Consider the following 13,631-nt stretch of genomic DNA (forward strand, 5'->3'; position numbering starts at 1 on the left):
TCCGCTTTAAGAACCGTCCCCTTGTCTACCCTTCTTTCTATACTATTTAAATGTTTAGCAAATACTAATTACATCTTGTTTTCAGATGGAGTGATTTGAATGTCACGTAAAAAAGGGAGTTCTATACATTTTTTCTTGCTATTTGTTGTTATGCTTGTTGTTATTTGGTCCCTGATCAAACCTGAGGAAGGTTATCTGGTTTTGGCGATGGAGATTTTACCTTCAGTAGTAGTTTTAATAGTATTGGTCTCAAAATACAATCAGTTTCTCCTTACCAATATTTCGTATGTCATCATTACCATTCTTGTCATTTTAACGTTTATAGGAGGGCATTATTCTTATTCGAAAGTTCCTCTTTTTTCATGGATTAAAGATTATTTTGATTTGCAAAGAAACCACTATGATCGGTTCGGTCATTTTCTTAAGGGGGCTATGGTCATAGTTATAATCGAGATTTTATTAAGGAAAACAGCTTTATTGAAAAGTAAAACGACAAATTTTATTGCTCTTTGTATAACACTAGCAATCGGGGCTTTCTACGAAATCATTGAGTGGGCAAGTACAAAAATAGGGAAAGAAGGGAAGGCCACAAAAGATTTTTTAGGTATGCAAGAAGACATATGGGACGCCCAGTGGGATATGGCACTTTTACTAGTAGGTTCCATTCTTTCACTTTTTCTCATAAAGATCCTTTATAAAGAGTTAGAAAAATCCACATAATGGGTTGGTACCCCAAAAATCAACCACAAAAAGGGAGCAAAAGGTACGTCCCCTTGCTCCCCTCCAGCAAACAAGATTAATTTGGAAAAAAGATGCAACAAAGGGACGGTACTGATTCACACAAAATTGCATATCACACTGGAGCTTTTCCCGTCCCCCTATAAATGGTGACCAAGCCTGACAGGGATCACTCTACTTGTTCAGGCTGTTTTATTATTTTTTGCATAACACATGTTCCTTCTCCTAATAATATTTTTATCATCGGTGTCTTTTTGAAAGGGGTGTATTCTTTGAAGGACCGGACATTATTAAACATATTTACTTTAGCTGGTATTTGCGGTAGTTTATTTTTTTTAACGCGAAGAAAAGGTGATACAAAAGACTGGTTTCTCATTTTTTTCATTAAAACATTAGTCTCCACACTCATCGATGGGCCTATCATCAAAAGAAAATATGTAAAATATCCGCACCGTTATTTCCCTAAGTTTTTCGACTCCAATATAGTGTTTCTTTACATACTGTTTCCTTTATCATGTGTTATGTACAACCAATTTACTTATCAAATGCAGACAGGAAAAACGGTTTTAAGCGTGTTTCTCTTCAGTGGGCCAATGACCTCGATGGAGAGCTGGCTAGAAAAGAATACGAATTTAGTCGAGTATCACAAAGGCTGGAACAGCTATATTACATTCGCAGTCCTTTCGTTTACTTTTATCCTAGTCAATAGAACCACTAAGCTTATTCGTTTCTTAGATAAAAAAATCAGCTATACTCCAGACACCAAAAGTGAGTAGGACTTTTTTTCTCTTCCTAATGGATGAGAAGCAGAGGGACGGTCCTTTTGCTTCCAGAAATCAACCGCAAAAAGGGAGCAAAAGGTACGCCCCCTTGCTCCCATGCTCCATTATTTTACCCTTCAAGGATATTCTTGATTTTCTTCAAATCTTTCATGTTTGCTTTTTCCATCATAGTTGCCATAAAAGGTGAGAACACCTTGGAGAATCCTGTGGGCTGGCCTGCGTTCCTTAAGGTCATTTTTGTGACATCCTCACCTATTGATTGAAAAGTGTAGGTCGTCTCCATTGGGAATGGTCCTTGAGCTGTTCTCATGACAAGCTTTTTTCCAGGATCATATTCGATGATTTCATAAATATAAGCAAGTTCACGCCCGAGGAACTTTGCTTTAAAAGCAATTTGTGAACCAATCGTGATTGGTTTGGGCGTCTTCCACTCTGCTGAATGTATATTCACATACCACTCAGGTGCATGATCCGGGTTCATTGCATACTCTGAAACTTGGGCAATCGGCCGGTTGATATTGATTTCTGTTAAAACATCTACCATTGTTGGTTCCTCCTGCGATAATTAATTATTTTCAACGTAATTTTTCAGTAAAGTTCCGAGGAGATATTCCCAACCTTTTCTGTGGTCCTGTTCCCAATTTTCCTGAAGGATCCCTGAAGCTGCATAGTATCAGTTCTAAAGTTTCATGTGAGGGATTACCTTTCAATACATTTGCCTTTCTATTTGAAAATGGCAGGAAAAAAGAATATAACGAAAGCTGCCCAAAGTCCGAAGACCGGCAAATACTTAGTGATAGCATTTTGGATATCTGAAGGTCCGGATTTGTTTTGCAGATAACGCATATAGGAGAGCATGATCCAAATCAGATTGGCCCAAATCAGTATGTTTACTCCTAAGACAGCTACTCTATTAGGCGTAATCCCAAAAGTTGAAAGTCTGAACACAATGGCTGACAACGCCACACTGTCAATGATGAGTGCAAGAGCAATTAAGGCGAAATTTATATAATGAGAAATGTTCTTTTTCTCGTCTGATTCACTTTCGGTAATGGAAAATATGGTAATGGCCAGTATACCAAGGAGTATTCCATTAAAGACTATCAAGAAATTCCTATCGATGAATGGATTTTTCCCGACCCATATAACCGTTATCAGATAGACTAACAATGTGATCAGGACAAGCGGGCTAAAAATCTTGGCTATATATGGAGTAATATTCTTAGCAAGCATAAGATTCATTGATACCAGGTATATAGCCACAATAGCAAGAGCAGCAGCACCGAATAAAACGACATTACTAAAATAGAAGTCCTCTATATTCAGGCCAATAAAGCTAAATAACTGCATGGTCAGCGCCGCTAGAACCATCCCGCTAACTGCCATGCTTGTATAGAGAATGCCAAATTCCAAATTAAATTTAATATAGGCTAATCTTGTACTTCCTTTAGAGTATTCATTTCCTGTAAATGCAAGCCCTGCCAATACCCATAAAAATACGGGGAAGTGCAAATAAACAAGTATGATACTGTCTTTATAATCTAACGGAAGCGTATTAAGATAAATCCCGGATATTAGGAACATCGCTGCAAGGGAATAAATAATCCTTTTTTTGGGTGTGTTATTGTAAACAAAATAGGCAGCAATAAAGGGGATTATCCCAAAAGCCAGGTTAATTGGAGCAATTGCTTCCTGTTCCACAAAATAGAAAATGATCCTGGTGCTGATCCCGGCCAAAATGGCCAGCAAGCCCATTATGAAGAAACCTTTTTGAAGAAAGAGCGGTTTATCTGTATTTGCCTTCTCCCTGAAATGCAATCTTTCATACCAAACACGAAGAATATGAGAATCAGGATTTTGTTCCCATGCCTGAGAGAATGACTTTTTGAAGGCTTTAGGATCTTTTCTATACATTCTCTCCAGCTCATGAGGATCAGCCATGTTCTCAATGATCAAATTGTTCATGTCCATCGTTTTCCCTCCCCTAATAACCTACCTGTATAGCAAGTTTCCTCCGCATTGTTTAAACGTCTTCATCACTTTTGTATTCCAAAATATCTCCCGGCTGACAATCCAAAGCCTTACATATTGCCTCTAAAGTGGATAACCGAATGGCTTTTGCCTTTCCATTTTTCAATATAGATAGGTTCGCCATTGTGATCCCAACCTTCTCGGACAGCTCTGTTACGCTCATCTTCCTTTTTGCAATCATTACGTCGATATTAATTACTATTGCCATTGTTTACACCTCACACCGTTAAATCATTTTCTGATTTAATTTCAATTGCTTCTTGTAAAAGTTTTTGAAGAACAGCAGCAAAGACTGCGATAACCATCGAAGCAAACGGGACAGCCAATCCGACAAAGATCACTCCCGGGGCATCGTCTATTTCCGCAAAGATATAGAAGAGCGGCAAAACGAGCACATGCAAAACACTAATCGTGACTGCCGAGAATTTGATTTTCTTTAGAGCCTTTACAGATAAATCAGAGAAAGAAATATTTTTATCAATATAGCGTAAGAGTTTGAAAGCCTGATACAAAGCAAAGTAATAAGGTATTGCCGATCCATCAAAAATGATGAAAACGAAATATTTTATTAATGGAAACTCCGGAAGTAATTCTGATGAAAGATTGGCCAGCTCAGGCACCAAAAAGATGCACAGACCGAGAACAGGAACTCCTAAAAGAATAACCGCCATTTTTAAAAACAACGTTGTAACCTTTTCCATAAAGCACCTCGCTTATATTTTCTGATTTTGATTTTAATACACAATTTATTGAATTACAATAAATATTTATTAAATTAAATAACTTTTTTATTATAAACCAACATAATAAAAAGCATTCCCCATCTAGAGAAATGCTCGATTATTTCATACTGTTAAAACTATAGCTCACACATCCGATTGGTAAGGATTAACCCCATGTTCCGCCCACAGCTATTGAACCCCAGACCCATGATGTATCTCCCATCAAGTCTAAGAACGATGCTTTTTGGAGAGAATTCTAGTAAAAGCCAGAAGAGGTTCATGGACATGTATTTATTATTCGTCATTGTTGTTTATATTTTTTTTGCCAAAAAGTTCGTTAAGTGGGAAAAGTGGAAAGAATACTACCCTACGATCCAGTTCTATATCATATGTAATTTATTGTATAACTTCCTGTTTTACCAGCATACTTTATGGAAGTACAAAGCCGTTACCGTCCCATGGTTAAATCACACACTGATCGAGATTGCCTTCACATTTTTCATTGTCCCTGTCGTATTGATGCTTTACCTTGAATATTTTCCAAAAGGCAAGCTAAGAGGATTTTTATATTTTATAATTTGGGTAGCCTATTTCTCTGTCATAGAATTTCTCTTTGAAGCAAAAGGTCTGTTTTTTTATGAAAATGGCTGGAACGGCTGGTGGTCATTATTATTTAACCTCATCACTTTTACCATCATTAAAATCCATTATAAGAATGCATTACTAGCATTCCTGGTGTCAGCACCCATTATCGCGGTTCTCCTATTGATTTTTCACCCAGCGTTACATGAATTGAAATAGAAGGTGAAGCGATGGATTCACTATCCACTCCATTATTTATAGTTTTACTCTCAAGCATATACATAGGGATGGCCCTGTACTTAGAAAAACTGAGGAGAAGAAAATAATACGAGCTGCAGGAAAATGCTAGTTCGTTCTTTTTTAGAGTTCTGGGTACTTAATCAAACTCTGGAAGCATGCTACTTACCGACTTATAATTGCCAAATGCCTGACTCAACCCCAAGCCTGTTTGACAACTTAACTTTTTACCTTAAGAGACACTGAACCGTTCTTATGCTTCCCTCATTAATCACAATCCTTTTCAGTAATGATCAATGGCCGCATCATGTCGTTATCTTCATGCTCAAGAATGTGGCAGTGCCATACATATTCTCCCGTGTAGTTTCTAAAAGGGACAATGATCCTCGTAACTTTACCTGGTTCAACTCTTACGGTATCCTTCCATCCGTTTTCACTTGGATGTGGATCATGTTTTTCGCCAAGTATGATCCCTTCACCAGAGTTAATCCATTCCTCTTCATTAAAATTGTTCACATCAAAATCCTGGCGATTCAGTATCTGGAATTGAACAAGATGCAAATGAATCGGATGAGTAATGTTTGGCGGAATGCCAAGAGGACTATTAGGATTGAACGTCGGGCTTGCAAGTTCCCAGATTTCTACACTATCTATTTCCGGCTTTTCTGTGGCAGCATCCATAAATCCAAGGTGATTGATCGTTAACCTGTTTCCATCCTGTGTCATAACAAATCTTCTTGTTTTTAAACGGCCCCTTCTAGGGTTTAATTGTTTCAAATTGCTTAGCTTTCTTGGTATTTCACTTTCATCCTCACCTTCACATTCAAGCCCTACTCTAAACTGCATAACATCTCTTTTAAACGGTTCTATTTCCCCTTGAAGATTCAATTCTTCTGTTCGTAGAGTAATCGTCCTGCCTGCTAATTTCGAAAAATCGATGATCACATCTAATCGTTCAGCAGGATCCAGCGGAAATTTTTCAATTCGCTGGGTTCTTTCAATCAATCCGCCATCAGTGCCAATTTGCCAGAACGGGTGCTGGTTCATATTTTCGTCCAAAAGCAAGAAATCAAAACCGTTTGTATTTGACGTATTTAACATTCTGAAGCGGTACTTTCTTGGCTCAACGTTAAGATATGGCCATACCTTTCCATTCACAACCATGGTGTTCCCAATAAAGGCACGAACGATGGGAGCAGGCGGGTAAAAAAGTGAACCATCTTCTCTAAAGGTTTTATCCTGTATCATCAGCGGTATATCATATTTCCCTGTCGGAAGATCCAGTTTTTCTTCCTTAGAATCGTGAATAAGATAGAAGCCCGCCAAACCTGCATATACATTAAGCCTTGTTACTCCTATTGCATGGTCATGGTACCAAAGCGTGGTTGCCTGCTGGTCATTTGGATATAAATATACTTCTCTGCTAAACTTTTTACCAACATACCCGTAGTTGCGTGAAAACCAGGCCTGAGGATGACCATCGCTGTCAGGTGCTACATTGGCGCCATGAAGATGCACGACAGTACGCACCTCTGGCTTTAGAGGCATTGAATCATGTAAAGTTGGATCTACCGGCAAAAAGTGGTCCAACGGCAAATGATTGATCCATTTAACATGAAGAGTCTCTCCTCTCCTAGTCTCAATTGTAGGACCAGGATAGATGCCATTAAATCCATAGATAATCGTCTCATTTAAATCCCGATGAAACTTATGGCTTCCGCACTTCATCTCAATCTCATAATAAGCAGAATCCTCTCCTTGAGACAAAGGAGTCAGCACCGGTGGAATTGGAAGCTCATCAACAAACTTCTCTATTGTACCTGGAAGTTTCACTGGTACATTGGCTGCATACTCAGGACAATTATTTGTTTCAGAGTTTCCTAAATTCTCATTCATAACACTCACCTTCCTTTTAGTAGTTTTCTTCAATTGAAGCATGCTTCTATATTAGTAAATGTAAATAAGACAAGCTGGTGTCGGCCATTATTCGTAAAACTGTAAAATGTGTTAATATCATTCCACTCTGAGAATAGTAGAGGAGTAAAACCTCCACACATACAGGAGAGAAAATTTGGAGGAAATAAATACTTGCATGGAAATATATCGTCTAAGGAATAAAACAGATTTTTATCAATGGCTGTTTCGCGCGACAGTGGGAGGTTTTAGCTGTCTCAGTAATGTTTGGACGCAATTCCTAATTCCGAGATCAGGTATCATCAAAAACAATCAAACTAATAGAATAGGAATATCCCTCTATTGAAAAAAGAAGTGCCTAAATCATAGGCACCCCTTTAAGAAATTTTATTAAATTAAGTTTCGGCGCCTAACAAATTCAAAACAATCGCCAACTTGAATTTCACTGGACTTTTCTTCGATCAGACGGCATAAAAATCATTTTTTGTTTAGTAGATAACTTTTCAATCCATCGTGTACACACCTTATAGGCAGCCTGGAAAATAGGACTCTGGATAAATGTATAAATAAAGGTGAAAATAAACACCGGTCCGCCCATCAATAGGGCAACCACCAGCACAATACTCTCAACAATTATTCGCACTCTGCTGATTGAATACCCGAGCTTAACCGAAATCGCCAGCATGAATCCGTCTCTTGGACCCGATCCGATTCGAGCAGCATTATACATACCTCCTCCGATCCCCATGATCATAATACCAAGCAGCAATACCAAAACATCAAACCCGAGCGTGGAAGCCTGGGGCAAAACATTCAGCCAGAGAAAGAAGTCAACCATTGGGCCAACCATCAGTGCATTAAAAAAGGTACCAATATTAACGTAAGTACGATCAATCAAAAGCGTTACAAGAACTAACATGATACCGAAAATCACATTCCATGTTCCGATTGTTAAACCAAACTTATCATAAAGTGCAATATTTAATACATCCCACGGGTGGACCCCTAAGTACTTAACCTTGATTGCCACAGCTATACCGTAACTAAAAAGAATAAGTCCGACTATAAAAAAGGGAACTTGTATTTTAAGTTTCATTTTATCACTTCATTTCTTTCAACTTGGTTAATGAAATTAGTTTAAACCAACACGGAAAGCATTTAAAGCAAAAATTCATATAAGTTAGAAAACGAGATTAAAGTACGAGTGGCAGCATAGTACAATAGTGAACCAGCTTAATATGAAAAAATGAGTACATTATTCTCTCTTGCATGCCAATGTGATTCTAACAAGCAAGATTATTGGAATGGAAATGAAACTTGCAGCAGCTCTTGGTCAAGCTAAGCCATCACCCTAATATCTATGTGCAAAAAAATGACCTAGATTAATTGCTCAGCCTTTACTATATCTATTATAAGTACTAATTACTTGTAAAATTACATGAGCTATTTAAGAGACATCCAAACCCTTCCTTTCTCTTACAAAAAATAAGCACAGGTACATTCCCTGCGCCTGTCAACCGTCCCTATTTAGATTGGAGCATTTTTTCGAGATGCTTAACGGTAGGAGTCAGATTCAAAAGAAAATAGGATTCTCTTAATCTTCTTGATGGGGCACTGTACTTCAGATAACCTGCTCCTCCTTGATGAAGCATACTGCCATGAGCAGCTTTTGCAGTCAGATAAGCAGTGCGCAGCCGTAATTGAAGAAGGTGTTTCCATTGCTGCAAGAGCTCTTGTCCGTCAGCGAGTTTATACACTTCCGTACGGGTTTGTTCTAATTCTTTCTCTAGTTCAGCTGGCTGAATGGGAAGGAAATCATTGCAGCCTCCCTGCTTATTGCAAACCTGACGGATGGAACGAATGGATGCCTCCGTTACACCCAAACCAAGCGGTATTTGATAAAGGACAAATGCCGGCCTTATTTTAACAATGAATGAATCGACATCATGCGAAACGATCCATTTCTCAGGAATCGTCACTTCATCAAATGCACATGAGTAAGTGGCACTGCCGTTTACGCCCAAATACTCAAGCTTTGCCTTCAATATAAGCCCTTCTGCATTGCAAGGAACCACCGCCATCATTCTTTGATCAGGGCTAACCTCAGCAATGATGCCGAACCAATGGTCTTTTCCCAGATTCGAGACAGAAGGCAATTGACCATTCACAGTATATCCTTTATTCGTCTTCGCCGCTTTTAAATGCAAAGCTTCCAGCCCGGCATAATACTTCATTGGATTGGAAAGCCCAGTCCCGCCAAGAACCTGGCCGCTTTCCAGCTGCGGTAAAATTTCTTCCTTCAAATAGCTATTATCACTATTGCGGATATAAGTTAATGACGCAAGGTGGCACCAAAGGTTAAAAGCAGTTGTCATGCAGACTTTAGATACTTCTTCTACCACACGGACTTCTGTTGAATAGTCCACTCCGGCTTTGGAATTCAGGAGTCCCGCTTTGCCAATGCTTTTTAGAAATTCCTCCGCATAGTAGGCTTCAGCATCAATTTTCCGCACGAATGGCTTAAGCTGTTCCTGGATCAATACCTCCAGACTCTTCATATCTTTCAATGCTTCCCTCTCCCTTTTTAAAAAGAAAACCTCCAGCGAAGGAGGTTCCATACTTATGATAATTCAGTAATTGTATCAATTGGCGCTTTAACAGCTTCGCGTGCCTTCTTGACTGTAGACTCATCTGGAGAATCATAGAAGCAAAGGCATTTTGTCATATCTTCACATACATAAGTCCTTGAGAATGTTACTTCAGGAACTTCAGAGTAGTGAACGGAATTCTTGGATTTTCTTTCAAGGTAGGCATCCATTGTTAGATTTTCTGGAAGGTTCCATTCAACAAGGTAATTAACTTTGTCAGCCTGTTTCTTAACTTCCTCTAGATCTCTTCCAACCAGACGGACAGGCTTAATTAAAGTGACAGGAACACCTAACGCTCTTAAAGCTTCATTAATGACATTTCGTTCTTCCGCCTCAAGAATAAAGAAAGCTCTGGATAAATCCTTTGCTACTTGAACCTCAATTAATGTCGCATTCTGCTTACCTAACTCATCACGGATCTCACCGGCCTTTTTTTCAAAGGACTCTTTATCTTTCACTGCACTGTTAAAAATTGATTCCACTAAATATAAAGTTGCCATTCCTTCATTCCTCCTTATTATATATATCCAATCCGTTTACTTGGTATTGCTTATAGATTATTTTATTACACCAAGTAATAAAAAACAACTTAGTTGTTTGAAAATTTTTATGATATGATTTATATAACCAAGCTTCGGAGGTTTTATATATGAGAGAATCTAAATATGATTTACCATGCAATATCGCTCAAACCCTTAATATCATTGGAGATCGGTGGACCTTACTGGTATTACACGAAATCTTAGCAGGAAGAACCACTTTTAATGAAATAAAGAAAGAACTAAATGGTATTTCATCCAATATACTGTCAGACCGGTTAAAACATTTGGAGCAGTCGGGTCTTGTGAGCTCTTCACTATATTCAGAGCATCCCCCAAGATATGAATATAGACTTACAGAAAGCGGCAAAGAACTCGAAGGAGTTTTTAATGCCATGATCATGTGGGGCAGGAATAATCTAGAAAAATGCTACAAGAAATTAATTCATTCAGAGTGCAAGCATGAAGTGGAATTAGCCTACTATTGTCCACACTGCAAAAGAAATGTCGATGAAGTAGAAGCAATCGAGCTTGAAACAGTAGACACAACTGGACTAAAATAAAACATCATTGAGACAGAGAGCGATCATGCCCTCTGTCTTTTCTGATTAATTTTTTCCAATCCCCCATTGCCGATTAATCCATGCTTCGAATACACCAACTGCTTTATCCAGGAGCAAACCAGAAATTCCAATGAACACAATGCCCGCCATGACAAGGTCAAGTCTCATTGAGTTTCTAGCATCGATAATCAAATACCCCAATCCTGATTGTGCCCCAACCATCTCTCCTGCCACCAGAAATACCCAGGCCGTTCCTACCGCAATATGAAGCCCATTGGCGATGTATGGGAAAGCAGCAGGGAATATAATTTTCGTCAATAGCTTGAAATCCTTAATTTCAAGGTTTTCTGCTACTTTCAAGTAATTCTTATCAACTTTTCGCACAGCCGAAACAGTTGACAGCAACACAGGGAAAAATGCAGCAATAAAGATAATGACGATTGCCGGAATATCACCTATTCCGAACCAAAGGACGATAAAAGGTGACCAGGCAATCGGTGAAACAGGCCTTAATATCTGGGCAACCGGATCGAGTACATTCCATAGTAAAGGGAGGCGTCCAAGAATCAGGCCAAGTAGGACCGCAGTCAGGACTGCTGATAAATACCCTGCAAGGAAACGGTACAGACTAACCTGAACATGAGTAAACAGAGTTCCATCCCGAACAAGGGAAATTATGCCTTCCCACACCTTGAGAGGAGGCGGAAAAAGGGCCGCATCGTAATCGCCGACCACAATGATGAATTGCCATACTGCCACTAGTAATGAAAAACCTATGGCTGCATTAAGAAAAGTCTTGAATTTCATTTTACTCACATCGCTTTATCTATTAAAGAATGGTCTACAAATTCACTGTAAGTCGGAGGATTCTCCATTAATCCCATTTCGATGAGATTTTCCCTAAGTTCCTCAAACTCAGTTTCCTTGATTTTTAAATCATCATAAGAAATCCATTGGAATGAAAGGTCGAGCACATTCTTTTCAACCTTAATATATTTGGATGACATCTCATGGGTATGCTCATCCTTTAACTCTGCCAAATCACCAGCTTTGACATAGTGGTTGACAAATTCCTGTGCAACCTTATTTTCCTTTTTAATAAAATCATTTCGTAACACCAAGGTACAGTCTATTGAGTCTTTCCAAACATCCTGATCCTGATAAAGAACCTTGCCTTTTTCAATCGCAACTGAAATGGCTCCAAACGGTTCTGCCACTACATAACCGGCAATCCTTCCTTCAGACAAGGCTGCCGGCATTTCCGCAGGAGGCATTTCGACTGCCTTTACATCCTCATATTTGAGTCCATTTTGCTTTAACATTTGATACAACAGAATATTGTGAGTAGAAAACTTATGCGGAATCGCAAATGTTTTCCCTTTTAAATCTTCTGCACTATTAATATCATTAGCCGTGACGAATACATTTCCATCCCGATGTCCCAATGCGACGGCACTTAAATCGATCCCTTGTTCCTTTGCCTTCATCGCTAACGTAACCAGAACAGAAGCACCGTCAATTCTGCCTGTATTCAATGCATCCATCAGTTCAGGCCAAGAACCAAATTTAACCAATTCTAAATTAAAATTCTCGTATTCTTGCATTTCCTTTTCAATATAAAGCGGTACAGCATGTGTAATTGGCAAATAGCCAATCTTAACAGTTTTTTTCTCGCCATCTCCTGTTGATTCTTGACCGCCGCCAGACCCGCATGCAGCTAACGACAGGGCCAGCACTGAAACCAGCATAAGCAGGACTAATTTTTTCATGGATTTTTTCATATAAATTCTCCTTTGCCTTAAATGTTTTAAATATGATACTCAATCGATGAGTTTCCACGGTTAAAATGGAATTCTTCAAAGATCATCTTCCTGTAATGCTGAAAATCACTGTGGCTTCGATCACGAGGTTTCGACAATTGGATTTTTATTTCCTTGTGAATCCTGCCTGGATTGGCTTGCATAATAAAAATGCGGTCTGATAAGTAAATGGCCTCATCGATATCATGTGTAACAAGGGCAATCGTCGTTTTTTCCTGGGATTGTATACGAAGAAGTTCATCTTGAAGATAATAGCGATTAAAGGTGTCCAGCGCAGCAAACGGCTCATCCATGAGAATCATCTCAGGCTGAAGTGCAAGTGCCCTTGCAATCGCAATCCTTTGCTTCATCCCGCCTGAAACCTCATGGGGGAACAATTCACCTTTATCGTCTAAACCTACCAGTGCTAAATAATGTAAAGCGCGCTCCCTTCGCTCCTTCGCATTAAGGTTCAAGCCCTCCAGGCCAAGTTCGACGTTTTTCACAGCAGATCTCCATGGGAGCAGACCATAGTTTTGGAAAAGCATGATACATTTACGAGTTGGCTTGGTTACAGGTTTTCCCTCTAACACGACTTGCCCTGCATCTGCCTCTTCAAAGCCTCCGATAATGTTTAAAAGTGTACTTTTTCCACAACCACTCTCACCCAGAATAGAAATTGTTTCTCCATGGTTGATATCAAGTGAGATATCGTCCAACACCCTCATATTCTTATTGTTGTTAGGAAAGCTTTTACTTACTTGATTCACTTTAATGATTGGATCCTGACTCACGTTTTAACACCCACCTTCCAATCCCTTTACATATATTAATATTATTCCTATAAAAATAGTATGAATTAACTTTAGGTTATTTTATTATACTTTGTTCATTTTTACAACTTATAATGGCAGAATATTTTTTCATTGGCGCAGCTATGCTTATAACTCCTTCCCCCCTGACCAACAAAAAGCTATCGACATCTTTGTCCGACAGCGTACAATTTTCCGGATGCAGCCTAGAATTGGAGATTTCCCTTTGAAAAAATGAGACTGAGGGACGGTTCTTAAAGCGGA

The 13,631-nt window shown here is 39.0% G+C and carries 17 protein-coding genes; 4 read left to right on the plus strand and 13 right to left on the minus strand.

Features of this window, described 5'->3' with window-relative positions; all coding sequences use genetic code 11:
- Window positions 1-99 precede the first annotated feature (99 nt).
- Complete coding sequence (locus J7E32_RS22230; protein WP_214911751.1) at window positions 100-720, plus strand: DUF2238 domain-containing protein; 621 nt, start codon at window positions 100-102, stop codon at window positions 718-720.
- A gap of 187 nt (window positions 721-907) precedes the next feature.
- On the opposite strand, the gene J7E32_RS22235 is transcribed toward J7E32_RS22230, so the two are convergent.
- Complete coding sequence (locus J7E32_RS22235; protein ID WP_214911752.1) at window positions 908-1,123, minus strand: hypothetical protein; 216 nt, start codon at window positions 1,121-1,123, stop codon at window positions 908-910.
- Window positions 1,124-1,145: 22 nt separating this feature from the next.
- Here J7E32_RS22235 and J7E32_RS23105 point away from each other — a divergent pair, with 22 nt between their 5' ends.
- Window positions 1,146-1,514, plus strand: a complete 369-nt coding sequence (locus tag J7E32_RS23105) for a CBO0543 family protein (RefSeq protein ID WP_353654096.1) — start codon at window positions 1,146-1,148, stop codon at window positions 1,512-1,514.
- A 115-nt stretch (window positions 1,515-1,629) separates the two neighbouring features.
- Here J7E32_RS23105 and J7E32_RS22240 read toward each other — a convergent pair whose 3' ends face one another.
- The 4 genes from J7E32_RS22240 to J7E32_RS22255 all read right to left on the minus strand — a co-directional run bounded on the left by J7E32_RS22240 (window position 1,630) and on the right by J7E32_RS22255 (window position 4,252).
- Window positions 1,630-2,064, minus strand: a complete 435-nt coding sequence (locus J7E32_RS22240; protein WP_214911753.1) for an SRPBCC family protein — start codon at window positions 2,062-2,064, stop codon at window positions 1,630-1,632.
- Window positions 2,065-2,243: 179 nt separating this feature from the next.
- Complete coding sequence (locus J7E32_RS22245; RefSeq protein WP_214911754.1) at window positions 2,244-3,491, minus strand: DUF4153 domain-containing protein; 1,248 nt, start codon at window positions 3,489-3,491, stop codon at window positions 2,244-2,246.
- Between the two features lie 52 nt (window positions 3,492-3,543).
- Window positions 3,544-3,759 carry a helix-turn-helix domain-containing protein gene (locus tag J7E32_RS22250; RefSeq protein WP_214911755.1) on the minus strand — a complete coding sequence of 72 codons (216 nt, stop codon included), beginning with the start codon at window positions 3,757-3,759 and terminating at the stop codon, window positions 3,544-3,546.
- A gap of 10 nt (window positions 3,760-3,769) precedes the next feature.
- Window positions 3,770-4,252, minus strand: coding sequence for a DUF2975 domain-containing protein (locus J7E32_RS22255; RefSeq protein ID WP_214911756.1), 483 nt, complete (start codon window positions 4,250-4,252; stop codon window positions 3,770-3,772).
- A 306-nt stretch (window positions 4,253-4,558) separates the two neighbouring features.
- On the opposite strand from J7E32_RS22255, the gene J7E32_RS22260 reads away from it, so the two are divergent.
- Window positions 4,559-5,074 (plus strand): CBO0543 family protein, encoded by a 516-nt coding sequence (locus J7E32_RS22260; protein ID WP_214911757.1) that lies wholly within the window; start codon window positions 4,559-4,561, stop codon window positions 5,072-5,074.
- A gap of 285 nt (window positions 5,075-5,359) precedes the next feature.
- On the opposite strand, the gene J7E32_RS22265 is transcribed toward J7E32_RS22260, so the two are convergent.
- The 4 genes from J7E32_RS22265 to J7E32_RS22280 all read right to left on the minus strand — a co-directional run bounded on the left by J7E32_RS22265 (window position 5,360) and on the right by J7E32_RS22280 (window position 10,154).
- Window positions 5,360-6,988: a multicopper oxidase family protein gene (locus J7E32_RS22265; RefSeq protein WP_214911758.1), complete on the minus strand. Its 1,629-nt coding sequence runs from the start codon at window positions 6,986-6,988 to the stop codon at window positions 5,360-5,362.
- 460 nt (window positions 6,989-7,448) lie between these two features.
- Window positions 7,449-8,102 carry a YczE/YyaS/YitT family protein gene (locus J7E32_RS22270; RefSeq protein ID WP_214911759.1) on the minus strand — a complete coding sequence of 218 codons (654 nt, stop codon included), beginning with the start codon at window positions 8,100-8,102 and terminating at the stop codon, window positions 7,449-7,451.
- Window positions 8,103-8,529: 427 nt separating this feature from the next.
- Window positions 8,530-9,564 (minus strand): acyl-CoA dehydrogenase family protein, encoded by a 1,035-nt coding sequence (locus J7E32_RS22275; RefSeq protein WP_214911760.1) that lies wholly within the window; start codon window positions 9,562-9,564, stop codon window positions 8,530-8,532.
- Between the two features lie 62 nt (window positions 9,565-9,626).
- On the minus strand, window positions 9,627-10,154 hold the full coding sequence (locus J7E32_RS22280; RefSeq protein WP_214911761.1) for a DUF4242 domain-containing protein: 528 nt from the start codon (window positions 10,152-10,154) through the stop codon (window positions 9,627-9,629).
- A 149-nt stretch (window positions 10,155-10,303) separates the two neighbouring features.
- On the opposite strand from J7E32_RS22280, the gene J7E32_RS22285 reads away from it, so the two are divergent.
- Window positions 10,304-10,756 carry a winged helix-turn-helix transcriptional regulator gene (locus tag J7E32_RS22285; RefSeq protein WP_214911762.1) on the plus strand — a complete coding sequence of 151 codons (453 nt, stop codon included), beginning with the start codon at window positions 10,304-10,306 and terminating at the stop codon, window positions 10,754-10,756.
- Between the two features lie 45 nt (window positions 10,757-10,801).
- On the opposite strand, the gene J7E32_RS22290 is transcribed toward J7E32_RS22285, so the two are convergent.
- The 4 genes from J7E32_RS22290 to J7E32_RS22305 form a co-directional block, all read right to left on the minus strand.
- On the minus strand, window positions 10,802-11,563 hold the full coding sequence (locus tag J7E32_RS22290) for an ABC transporter permease (RefSeq protein WP_214911763.1): 762 nt from the start codon (window positions 11,561-11,563) through the stop codon (window positions 10,802-10,804).
- 5 nt (window positions 11,564-11,568) lie between these two features.
- Window positions 11,569-12,537, minus strand: a complete 969-nt coding sequence (locus tag J7E32_RS22295; RefSeq protein WP_214911764.1) for an ABC transporter substrate-binding protein — start codon at window positions 12,535-12,537, stop codon at window positions 11,569-11,571.
- A 26-nt stretch (window positions 12,538-12,563) separates the two neighbouring features.
- On the minus strand, window positions 12,564-13,349 hold the full coding sequence (locus tag J7E32_RS22300) for an ABC transporter ATP-binding protein (RefSeq protein WP_214911765.1): 786 nt from the start codon (window positions 13,347-13,349) through the stop codon (window positions 12,564-12,566).
- 76 nt (window positions 13,350-13,425) lie between these two features.
- A partial coding sequence (locus J7E32_RS22305; RefSeq protein WP_214911766.1) for a hypothetical protein occupies window positions 13,426-13,631 on the minus strand: 206 nt, incomplete at its 5' end.

Origin of the sequence: Bacillus sp. ISL-55, from assembly GCF_018613155.1 — a bacterium.
Taxonomy (GTDB): Bacteria; Bacillota; Bacilli; order Bacillales; family Cytobacillaceae; genus Mesobacillus.

Excerpts from the sequence above, each read along its gene's own strand:
- J7E32_RS22280 (WP_214911761.1), bottom strand. The coding sequence starts at position 10,154 with ATGGCAACTTTATATTTAGTGGAATCAATTTTTAACAGTGCAGTGAAA.
- J7E32_RS22255 (WP_214911756.1), bottom strand. The coding sequence starts at position 4,252 with ATGGAAAAGGTTACAACGTTGTTTTTAAAAATGGCGGTTATTCTTTTA.
- J7E32_RS22290 (WP_214911763.1), bottom strand. The coding sequence starts at position 11,563 with ATGAAATTCAAGACTTTTCTTAATGCAGCCATAGGTTTTTCATTACTA.
- J7E32_RS22230 (WP_214911751.1), top strand. The coding sequence starts at position 100 with ATGTCACGTAAAAAAGGGAGTTCTATACATTTTTTCTTGCTATTTGTT.
- J7E32_RS22270 (WP_214911759.1), bottom strand. The coding sequence starts at position 8,102 with ATGAAACTTAAAATACAAGTTCCCTTTTTTATAGTCGGACTTATTCTT.
- J7E32_RS22260 (WP_214911757.1), top strand. The coding sequence starts at position 4,559 with ATGTATTTATTATTCGTCATTGTTGTTTATATTTTTTTTGCCAAAAAG.
- J7E32_RS22275 (WP_214911760.1), bottom strand. The coding sequence starts at position 9,564 with ATGAAGAGTCTGGAGGTATTGATCCAGGAACAGCTTAAGCCATTCGTG.
- J7E32_RS22245 (WP_214911754.1), bottom strand. The coding sequence starts at position 3,491 with ATGGACATGAACAATTTGATCATTGAGAACATGGCTGATCCTCATGAG.
- J7E32_RS22250 (WP_214911755.1), bottom strand. The coding sequence starts at position 3,759 with ATGGCAATAGTAATTAATATCGACGTAATGATTGCAAAAAGGAAGATG.
- J7E32_RS22295 (WP_214911764.1), bottom strand. The coding sequence starts at position 12,537 with ATGAAAAAATCCATGAAAAAATTAGTCCTGCTTATGCTGGTTTCAGTG.
- J7E32_RS22285 (WP_214911762.1), top strand. The coding sequence starts at position 10,304 with ATGAGAGAATCTAAATATGATTTACCATGCAATATCGCTCAAACCCTT.
- J7E32_RS22240 (WP_214911753.1), bottom strand. The coding sequence starts at position 2,064 with ATGGTAGATGTTTTAACAGAAATCAATATCAACCGGCCGATTGCCCAA.
- J7E32_RS22235 (WP_214911752.1), bottom strand. The coding sequence starts at position 1,123 with ATGAAAAAAATGAGAAACCAGTCTTTTGTATCACCTTTTCTTCGCGTT.
- J7E32_RS22265 (WP_214911758.1), bottom strand. The coding sequence starts at position 6,988 with ATGAATGAGAATTTAGGAAACTCTGAAACAAATAATTGTCCTGAGTAT.